A 10225-nucleotide genomic window follows, 5' to 3' on the forward strand; every position below is an offset into this window, starting at 1 on the left:
AAAAACTGGGGATAACGCCTTAAATGGCGAAGAAACGGTCTAAATAGGCTGATTCAAGGCATTTACGGGAGAAAAAACGGCTCAAACATGAAGAAATGAAATGACTGAGTCAGCCGAGAAGAATTTCCCCGCTTATTCGCACCTTCCTTAGCTGAGTGAAACAGACCCGCTTGTCATGAGCGGGTTTTTTCATGCCGGAGCAGAAGGTCGGGACCTGCCTGTAGCCCTTTGCTGGCGCGGGTTTGCGGTATGCAGAGCACGGCTGCTATGGTCAATTTACGACCGGATCCACAGAGGGAGGCGATCATGAACAGTCGTGAAAAAGTCCTGGCTCATTTGGCCACAGATCACCGGGTTGCAGGATTGACCGCTGGCGAGGCACTGGCTGGCATGAGCCACTCGATGAGTTCGCTCCTGCTGCAACAGGATCAGCACTTCTTCCGCCGCCATGCGGACGACCCCTGTCACGAAGTCGCCCGTGCCTGCTCGGCTGGACACGTATGGCATGGGGACGAAAACCACTACTAGCCCCGGCATGTGAGTAAATGACAGGTGCAAAAAGGCCCGCTCATCTGAGCGGGCCTTTCGAATTTGGCTCCTCCTACTGGACTTGAACCAGTGACATACGGATTAACAGTCCGCCGTTCTACCGACTGAACTAAGGAGGAATAGTTGGTGCCCAGAGACGGAATCGAACCGCCGACACGGGGATTTTCAATCCCCTGCTCTACCGACTGAGCTATCTGGGCAACGGCGCGCATTAAACCCTTTCTGGACTGGGGTGTCAACCTTGCACCCCCAGTTTCTGGCATGTTTTTGCATAGGGTGAACCAAGTGGCGAGATAATGTGCAAGGAGTCCCTCACTCAACACCGGGATCCGGTTGCCGGTATGTTCTCCTATCGAGGTTTTTTCCCTTTATGGAATTACCTTTTCGCTCTCTCACCCATCCCGAGCTTCCAACACGTGAGCCCATTTTTTGTCAAAAAACTGATGAACTAACGTGCATGTTTTTTGTGCGCTGAAAAGTTACCAGAAATTGACCAGACAGGGTTTGCTGTGTCGCTGCCTCAGTACCTCCGGTCGTCAGCTCCTCAGCGTCCCTGTGAAGAAGAGAAGTGATGGTGTTTCGGCGGGGGAACTCAAATTTATTGTGATTTATGTCACAGAAAACGCATCTTGGTTATATTCCATAAAGGGACTCTATTGGAGAGTTTTTTGTGTGGGCAAATCACGATTTCCCTTCAAATGAGGGCTGTTTATCGCTGGCGTTCAAAAGTCCTTTATCTGCTGGTGGATCCGATTTTACTTTTTGAATCGCCAGTCTATGACGGCGTTTTGAGTTTTTACAAATGGTAAAACTCATTAAATATCAATGTTTTGTTGGTTTTTTGTGCTGTTGTTATTTGGATGTGGAAATGCAGAATGCCTCCCATAACCGCTAATCCGGCGGTTCGTATCAAAGGGGGAGTTGTGAAAGAGCAACTATCGACTTCGACTGCCAATGTGCAGAAAACAAAATCTCGTGGAGTGGATGGCACTCCAAGAAAGCGTAAACAAACACAGGTAACTGATAAGAAGATCCCACAGCTCAAGATGATTTCATATGAAACCGGTAATTTATATGGTCGTCTTTGTTTTTCGCATCTGTGCGAGCGTTACTCAATCGGACTCGGTTGTGTAGCGGAGGTTGGATTAACAGCCATTCGTGATAATGCTCGACGACTACTGGCTGATTGTTATTCCAATCCGGAAGGATTCAGGCTGCGATACCGTGCGCTATTGCCGCTGGCGACGTATGTACATGAACGGTATTTACCGGATGTTCATGTCACTCATCGCTATCCCAGAACGATTGAATCGAGAGTCAAACCAATAGTAGCTGCTCTCGGGCATAAGCCGTTGAATCAGATCACTCGTGCCGATTTTGAGGACTTTCTGACTCAACTATCCGAAACATGTTCTGTTGCTACTTGGAACCGTTATCTGGCGCAGTGTAAGGCCATAATGACGCATGCTGTTGAGCATGGAGTTCTTTCTTCATCCTCCGCAGCAGGTATCCCCGCCAAATACGAGCCTGTCCTGCCTCCCAAGGGCTTACCCGATGAGGCTGTCAATAAGCTGGTTGCTCGCTTGATGGAAGACATTGACGAAGAAAAGGCTCGTCTGTTGCTCTTCCTGTTCGCAACGGGCTCCCGTATGGGAGAGGCAAGAGCTCTAAAGCTGCAAGATTGTAATCTCACCACTCAGATCGCTTTTCTACCGACGAGTAAGTCTGGCCGAGAAAGGCTCATACCGCTTAATCAGTTCGCCCTGGAATTGGTTCAGCTTCAGCGCCAGCGCCATGGCAAGACCGGCCTACTTTTTCGTGGCCAGGACAGTACATCTAAGATATCCGAGCCACGTAGGTATTGGTACCGGGTCTGTCATGATTGCGGACTCTCGGGAGTACGCATTTACGATGCCCGTCATACCGTCGCTACCTCACTGCTGAACAAGGGGTGTTCGCTCGATGTATTGCAGAAGGTTCTAGGACATAGCTCGCCGAGGATGACCGAGCGATATGCCAGGTTTTATGACGCGACTTTGGTCAACGCAGTGAACGCACTGCACACCGTATGGGAAATACCATCCCTCACTTCCTCCCCCCTTTAAGGAATGGGGGTGGAAACTCCCCCATGGTTAACGATGAATTTATCCGTTTCTAGTTCTTCCGCTGAATCCGTAATCCAATCCGAAAACCGGATTGATACTCTCGCCCAACAGGTTTCGCAGGCTATGGCTGTTGCTTCTCCTCAGCCCTATGGCGATCACAGTAAAAGGGCCCGAGTGCATCAAGAGCTTGGTAGCATCAACACATGGTGTGAAGAGGCTCGCTATCTTGCATCCCCGGACGGGCAAGCATTCAACAAGGATAAATCTCCTGAGGAGTGCCCTGTGTGGCCGGATGGTTCTCCTCTGACCCATGCCGTTGAGCAGTTGACCCAGTGGTATACCTCATCCTTTCTGCCGGAAGGTTACGCGATTACCCCAGATGGCAAGGTCATGTTCCTGGCCAGTAAAGAGCCAGCAGTAGTTTTTGAGGGGGTCGGGTTACCGATAACAACCTTTAATGACATTGAAGGGCGATTCGAAGCCATGGAACTGGCTTGTCTTGACTCAGATGGGCAGTTGGTGACATGGACGATAGATCTCGAATCCGTTTACCAAGACCTGAAAAAAATCAAGGCAAGGATGAGTTCGCACCGGCTGGCTTACCACTCAGCGACAGAGGGGCAACTGGTCCGCTTCATGTTGCGTTGCGCAAAAATGGGACTCATGGAGTCTATTCGCTTGGTGGATCAAGCGGGCTTTGTGCCGGGGCAGTTGATTTTTGTTACTCACGGCGAAGCCTTGATTCGTGAGGAAGAGCGAAAAGCTCTGCAACGCGATGGCAATCAGCTGTGTTACCGACTTCGCAAGGCTGTAAAACAGCTCCACCCTCAAGGTTCTCATGACGAGTGGATACAACATGTGGCGATGGCGGTTCGCCACTCCCCGCTCATGCAGTTCGGGATATTGGTTATGCTAACGAACGTGTTGCTTAACCTGTTGCAGAAGGGAACGACTATTGTCCATTTCCATGGTCCCAGCTCTGTAGGGAAGACAACCTTGGCACAGGTGGCTCAGAGTGTGGTTGGCCGGGCAACTGACCCTAGCACGGATGGCGGCTCAGCGATTCGCAAGTGGCACAATACTCTCAATGCGTTGCTCTCGCTCTTGGAAGAGCACCATGGTATGGGGTTGGTGCTTGATGAGCTGGGTTCGTTCATCGGCAAAAATTTCGGTGCGATCATGTACGCCATGACCAATGGCCAGCGCAAGGGGCGCTGCGACAAGACGGGTACCGTGATTGAGACCCAAAACACGGCTGCTCTGTGTGTGGCTTCAACGGGTGAGCAGAGCTTTGATGATTTTCTGCGAAAGACTGGTGACAGTGTCAACGCTGGTGCGCGAGTGCGGAATCCTAACATCGAGGTTCACCCCGAAGATGCGGGACTGCCTGGCGAGACATTGGCTCAAACCAAGGCTCGCATTGACCAGATTAAGGCGGCCTGTGGGATGTATTACGGCACGGCTCTCCCAGCCTTGGCGCAAGGGTTGTTAAATTTGCCTGAGGCGACCTCCTATGCGGCGCTGCAACAGCTGGTGCAAGAGCGGGTTCACAAGTGCGCCGAACGTCTGGTGCCCTTTGTGGATGGCGCTGCCGAGTCATCGTTGATTCGGCGAGGTCTGGACTTCTTCGCCATTACGCTGGCTACCGGCCTGTATAGTATCGAGCTAGGTGTGTTGCCTTACACCGAGGATGAGGTCATGGCAGCTGTGGTACTGGGTGCTAATCGTTGGGCCGCCTCGTTGGATGAACAGCCGGATGATATCACCCGTGCAGTTCGTCACCTCCAAGAGCAATTGGCACTTAAGCGTCATGAGTTCCCTGATATGGGGACGCCAACGGCGAAGCATCATATGGGCGTTATTCGTAACAAGCTGCTGTTGCTGCGTGTCGTGTGGTTCAAGAAGCTGGTTCCTCAGCTCGGCAAGCAGGTGCTGGCTCGGTTGGAAGAACAAGGTTACCTTATCCGAACCGAAAAGGACCGCATGACTACGCGTATCAAGAGCGCTAATGCGGGTATCTATGACGGTCAATACTACGCCTTCGACTATGACAAGATCATGGGCTTGGATGGTGGTGATGACCATGAGTCGGAGGTGGTTCAGCCACCGAAGACCACTAAGTTCACGCGTCGTCCGGTGAGGACGGGGAGAAGGGAGATAGCCTCCTCTATATTGGAGATGAAGGAATCGACCACAGAAATTGAGCAGTTTTAAAACAAGGGGGCCAGTGCAAACTGGCTCCCTTGCTTTATGGGATTCGGTGGCAGATTGCCGTGGTGACAGCGTGGCTACTCGGAACTGTGAATATTGTCAGTCATGGGGTGGTTGACCGATACTACGGCCAGAAGGGGGAGGAGCGTTTCAGCAGGCCGAGAAGGCCAGGATGATCTTGTTGCGGAGGTTTGGAGGGCGGTGTGGCCAAAACGGCTTATTGGGTCGCTAAACCGCGATGCGGGTGTCTCGCCGTGGGGGAAGGTACCGATGCTGCGCAATGGCATGATCCCAGCCGGTCTCTTCGCAAATCTGCAGGTGTTGTCGAACAGTCTAAAAAAAGAGGCCAGTGCCGACCGGCCCTGACCTCTGTGTTTTCTGCTCTATGGTGCCGGATTACTGACAGGCTCCCCAGTTTACGCCGTCCGTGCTACATTCCAGGCTATGAGTACCGTCCGCATAGGTTGTCTGCTTCTTGTAGAGGCCGTCGCTGTCGTAACTGGTTCTGATGATATTGCCATTTTCACTGGTCATCATGCTCTTGACCCAGCTAGCCGCATCAGGATCTTGGGATGGTTCGTCATACGGATAGGGGAGGGCTTCGAGAGCAGCAGTGAGCTCACCCATATTCAGGGTCGATAGCTGCCCTTCCAGACCGACCCAGTCGTTCAGGAAGCTAAAAGCGCCCGCCTGCCGGTTATAGGTGAATTGGGTGGAGTAACTCAGGTCGTTGACGTCATAGCTGATGGTGGCGTAACGGTGGGTGATCGCTGCCGCCATATCGTCAGGAGCACAGTCGTTGAAGCTCTCTGCCGATGCTTCGGCCAGATTCACCAGTGTGTACGTCTTGGCGTTTGAGCGGGCCGAGAGGGTTTCCTTGATGTCACAGCTATAGGGGGTGTTGTCCCCATGGCGCGACTCAAAGTCGTAGCGGGTTGAGTAGGTGTAGTTATTGCCTGTCACTTGGCGCTCTTCACCGTAGATGATGGTCTTGATGATTTGCGCAAAATCATCGCTCACCTTCACCAGCTCGGTGCTGCTTTGAGCCCCCCGGTGCAACAGGATTTCACGATACCAAGCATCCGGATAGGCATTGTTGTGATCGCGACTATCCCCCTTGTGGTAATCGACATAGACAAAGGTGGCGTCCGGGTTTTCCCGTTTCAAGGCTTCGGTCTCGGTGAAGGACTGCTGCAAGCCGCGCACGATCTCCTGGGCCAGCGTGCCAGTCTCGCTATCACTGCTGGCGATGAAGTCCGCATACAGCTTCTGCTCGGAGATGTTGTAGTGACTGACAACACGGCTGACGGCCTGTTTCATCGAGGTGATCAACTGTTCCTGCTTTTGCCGGTTCGCCATGACGCTTTGGCAAGTCGTCTGCGATTGGGCTGCCAGCTCACTTTCCACATTGCTCCATAGCACCGTGGTCAGCGGCGTCACATGGTAGACATCATCCTTGGTGATGGGGGCAAAGGTGGGAGGAAGGACCATTTGATAGGCTTCTGTTACCGGGCCAAGATCCTGGTCCACGGCATCCACCGGTACATCAACCACCAAGGGGGCGTATTGAGCGCAGGTTTGCAGGTCTACCGGCAGTTCTAACCGATAATCACCGGCATCATTGGTGGTTGTCTTGGGTTCACCATCTTCCCACTGACGGTTGAAATTGAGATCGAGATAGACGGTCGCGCCTTGAATGTATCCATCAATCGCCTTTCCTGACATCGCCAAGGAGGCACTCGGTGGGGTTGGACTATCCGTGTTTCCACCGTCGCTACCACCACCGCCACAGCCTGACAAAGTAGCCATCAACATCATGGCCAAGGGGGTTTTCTTCATTGTTAGTTTCCCGTTTATTATTGGTATGCGATAACGCCCAGAGCATGGTCCGTTATCATCGTGATAATTTTATCTCGGTGTACGGCTATAAAATGTTGATTAGCCTCTGATTAATGAGTTTCTATTCACCGTGCTTTTCGTTGTTATTTCAGCTTCAGCGCATCAGGGGACGTACAGCTCTGTCTCGCATACGATGACCTCGCACTCTGATGGGTCGGGGAAGTCTCCGCCTTCGTCGGTGACATATATCTTGTCGGCATCAACGCGGTAGTTCCCTGCCGGTGTCAGCAGTGGGTTTTCATACATGCCCTGATAATCGACAGAGACAGATGTTGCGCCGTGGGTTCTCAATGTGACGCGTCCGTTGGGGGCGATAGTGATGGATTGTTGAATCTCACTTTCATCCCCGAAGTTGAAGTACCGGGTTCCCGTAAACGGTAGGTTTGCTGCTTGCTGCTGTGGATCCCCGGTATGGTCAGCACCTCTGGCGCTCTGGCACATTTTCTCTAGCAGCAGATCCAGCATTCCCTCTGGCTGTGGCCGCCCGTTAATCTCCAACGCCTCTACAGAAAAACCATCGTCTTGCATCCAGACCTGCACCATGGCCCGTGCGGGCTGACTGGCATAGGTGATGGTGCCGCTGACATTCACCAATTTCCGACCATCCGCTGCTTTCCCGCCGGTCCACTCGGGATCTTCGAAAAAGCTGTTGACCATCTTCTCGACGGAGATGTTCGGGCACATCTCCAGCTCGCTTTCCTTGAGGGTTGCCACATCCAGCATGCTGAGTACGCCAGCATAAGCGCCTGTCGAGCAGAGCATCAGTAATCCGACTGCAGTTTTTATGTTCATACAAGGCGCTCCTCACCACACCCATGAAAACGCGGATATGGGGCGGTAGTTATAGCGACGGTCAAACTCCTCCTGTGTCAGGCACAAAACACGGATGAACTCGATCACGGACAAGATCAAGGGAAGGCCGGTGGTGCAGAGCGCTAGGTAGATAAGCCCCCAGCCCCAGTTCCCGGTATAGAACTTATGCAGACCAATGCCGCCGCCCAAGAATGCGAACACAGCGGTGAGCCCCTTGCGTTTGCCACGGTGCGCAACGGTATTTGCGTTGTTCAATGGTGCTTGTGGGGGTGTTCCAGGAGTGGTTGCGACAGAGGGTTGCTGGGAGGGTGTTACCCCCTCTTTAATCGGCCATGCCGCAATATCGATAGGCTTCAGCAGCTCATCCGTGATTGCCCTAGCTTTCTTCTTGGCGGCGCCAAAGGTATCGATGGCATCGACAAATGAACCATTGAGGGTGAGCTGTATGGTCTCATTGCCTTGGGAAGCGAAATTCACGGTGATGCGCATACCGAATGGGTTAAAGCCATATTTCCATGCGGCTTCGATCCTGCCTTGGGTGCGTTCGATGGTTTTTAACGTGCCGCCCTGGGCTTGCAAATGGGCGGCGACATGATCGAAGAGTGGCTCATAGGGACTGGTGGAGCAAAGAGTGTTTTCCGACACTTTTTGCAGACTGATGGCGCTCATATATTACTCCTTGGATATCGACTGCGGGATGGTTGACGACAATGTGAAATAGCGGCGACAGGTGGTGTCGCGGCATGTCAGGCGCTGTCGCCAGATGTATAAACTGGGATCTTTGTCACACATGGGTCAGGGCGGAGCATGACTCATTAGGGCCAATAAACGGCGTAAATCATAAACGATTTGCTCATGGATAAATCCGGGTGAGATCACGGTGAGCTCAGGCATCCAAGACTTGATGACAGGCAGAATTTGATTGGCATCGAGCACACGACTGCTCAATAACAGCGCACCGTCATCCAGGGTTTTGACAATCTCCTGCTCGGGCAACAACGGACGATGCTGAAAGTTGATGGCGATGGAGGCACTGGCCTTGAGGAGCACCTCGATCATGCCGGAGCGCCAGAGTGTCGGATCGGTATCGATTTGTCGCGCAATGAGCGCATCGCGGGTAAAGGTCTGTTGCGATAGCTCAACCAGTGCGATGTGGCTCAGCGGATAGGCTTGCAACCGCCCCTCGCTGACGCCGACCAAGTGCCAGGTGCCCTTGTAGTTGACGAGCTGATAGGGGCTAAACAGTTGCTTGCGCTGGTCTTTGGTGATGAGCCAGCATTGCAGATGCTGGCTCATTGCCTGCTCTAATACCGGCAACTGATGACTCAGTGAGTCGGCGGACTGAGCATCGAACCCCTTGATAGCGAAGAAGCTTGGGGTGCCTCTATCCAGCAGCTGACCCAGACGATGTTCACTGGCGTGGGGGAACAGGTCGGTGATACCAAGCTGCTCGGCCAGTTTGCGCACCCTTCCGTCGTTCTTGTTATTGAGAAACCCAGGATCCAGCCAGTATTGCTGGTTGCGGTGCTCTATCGGTAGATAACTGAGGCGTTGATTGAAATCCCGCTGCAGGGTGCGCACGGTGACGTTGTACTCGGTGGCCAGATCACTCAGGTGCAGCTTCTCACCGCTGTACAGGCGGGTGAGAAGCATACCTAGGCGTTGAGCAATTTTGTCGTGTTCGTGCATACCATCAAACAAGGGGAATAGCCGTGTCGCGGATTATCTAAGCAGCTCACGACACGGTGTGACGAATTGGCTGGCAAGCAGTTTTTCGCAAAACCCATCATCGGCGATGGGCTTTTGTCATCAGGTGAGGGATTTTGTTATCAACCGGCGAGAAGCGGTTCAGTGGGCCAGGAAGGCCGGTTCGGTGCGGTTGTGGCAGTCTGTGGAGGGGATTAGCGAAAACCGGTGCTCAGGCGACTCAATAACGATAAGCGGTATCTGACTCGATTGTCAGACACCGTTGTATATAGGCATATTGTCACTTATGTACGCAAACACGAGCCTTACCTGCGTTCTTGGCTTCGTACATCGCATAGTCAGCTTGGCTAATCAGTTGATCGGCATTGATTATATCGTCAGCATGATGGATGGCTATGCCGATACTGGCACTGATAACAGCTGTTGCCGAGTTGACTTGTATTGGCTGTTGAATTGATTCCAATATTTTCTGGGCCATCATATTAGCATCTGGACTTCCGTTATTAATATTTTCCAACACAATCGTAAATTCGTCACCGCCTAAGCGTACAGCTGTATCTGTTTGTCTAATGTTTTCCTTTAAGCGACTTCCTATGACACGTAATACGGTATCGCCGGCATCATGACCATGTGCATCGTTGATTTGTTTGAAACCATCGAGGTCTATATAAAGTAACGCTAACGATGTCTGAGTCCGCTTCGCGCGAGCTATTGCTTCTGGCAACAAATTGAACATACCACGCCGGTTATGCAATCCAGTTAGCGCGTCATGTGTTGCTTCATATTCGTGGATTGCTTCTGCCTTTTTTCGCTCGCTGATATCATGCAGAAACGCACTAAAAATAGTTTTTCCATCAATGAATAACCTGATTACCCATGATTAGCAGTCACCACGAGCTATACTGATCTTACGTACAGTTACTGAGGTGCGAGATCATGGC

The 10225-nt window shown here is 52.2% G+C and carries 9 protein-coding genes and 2 tRNA genes; 3 read left to right on the plus strand and 8 right to left on the minus strand.

Going from position 1 to position 10225, the window contains the following annotated elements:
• The first annotated feature begins 306 nt into the window (after window positions 1-306).
• Window positions 307-528, plus strand: coding sequence for a hypothetical protein (locus tag PG887_RS20910; protein WP_010675494.1), 222 nt, complete (start codon window positions 307-309; stop codon window positions 526-528).
• Window positions 529-592: 64 nt separating this feature from the next.
• Here the strand turns inward: PG887_RS20910 and PG887_RS20915 are convergent.
• From PG887_RS20915 to PG887_RS20925, 3 genes are all read right to left on the minus strand, one after another.
• Window positions 593-668, minus strand: a tRNA-Asn gene (locus PG887_RS20915).
• 5 nt (window positions 669-673) lie between these two features.
• Window positions 674-749, minus strand: a tRNA-Phe gene (locus tag PG887_RS20920).
• Window positions 750-1230: 481 nt separating this feature from the next.
• Window positions 1231-1365 (minus strand): hypothetical protein, encoded by a 135-nt coding sequence (locus PG887_RS20925; protein WP_257498586.1) that lies wholly within the window; start codon window positions 1363-1365, stop codon window positions 1231-1233.
• A gap of 107 nt (window positions 1366-1472) precedes the next feature.
• Here PG887_RS20925 and PG887_RS20930 point away from each other — a divergent pair, with 107 nt between their 5' ends.
• Complete coding sequence (locus PG887_RS20930) at window positions 1473-2654, plus strand: tyrosine-type recombinase/integrase (RefSeq protein ID WP_161506895.1); 1182 nt, start codon at window positions 1473-1475, stop codon at window positions 2652-2654.
• Between the two features lie 9 nt (window positions 2655-2663).
• The gene (locus PG887_RS20935; protein ID WP_270822818.1) at window positions 2664-4868 is read left to right on the plus strand and encodes a DUF927 domain-containing protein; all 2205 of its coding nucleotides are present in this window, start codon (window positions 2664-2666) and stop codon (window positions 4866-4868) included.
• 393 nt (window positions 4869-5261) lie between these two features.
• Here the strand turns inward: PG887_RS20935 and PG887_RS20940 are convergent, their stop codons facing one another.
• The 5 genes from PG887_RS20940 to PG887_RS20960 form a co-directional block, all read right to left on the minus strand.
• Entirely contained in the window at window positions 5262-6704 is a 1443-nt protein-coding gene (locus tag PG887_RS20940) for a hypothetical protein (RefSeq protein ID WP_270822820.1), read from the minus strand.
• Window positions 6705-6866: 162 nt separating this feature from the next.
• Window positions 6867-7556, minus strand: a complete 690-nt coding sequence (locus PG887_RS20945) for a hypothetical protein (protein ID WP_270822822.1) — start codon at window positions 7554-7556, stop codon at window positions 6867-6869.
• A 12-nt stretch (window positions 7557-7568) separates the two neighbouring features.
• Window positions 7569-8246: a TM2 domain-containing protein gene (locus tag PG887_RS20950; RefSeq protein ID WP_139751601.1), complete on the minus strand. Its 678-nt coding sequence runs from the start codon at window positions 8244-8246 to the stop codon at window positions 7569-7571.
• Window positions 8247-8372: 126 nt separating this feature from the next.
• Window positions 8373-9266 (minus strand): helix-turn-helix transcriptional regulator, encoded by an 894-nt coding sequence (locus tag PG887_RS20955; RefSeq protein WP_270822824.1) that lies wholly within the window; start codon window positions 9264-9266, stop codon window positions 8373-8375.
• Between the two features lie 298 nt (window positions 9267-9564).
• Complete coding sequence (locus PG887_RS20960; protein ID WP_333563766.1) at window positions 9565-10155, minus strand: GGDEF domain-containing protein; 591 nt, start codon at window positions 10153-10155, stop codon at window positions 9565-9567.
• Between the last annotated feature and the right edge of the window lie 70 nt (window positions 10156-10225).

The sequence above is a fragment of the Aeromonas sp. QDB14 genome, from assembly GCF_027707845.1.
In the GTDB taxonomy this organism is placed as follows: Bacteria; Pseudomonadota; Gammaproteobacteria; order Enterobacterales; family Aeromonadaceae; genus Aeromonas; species Aeromonas caviae.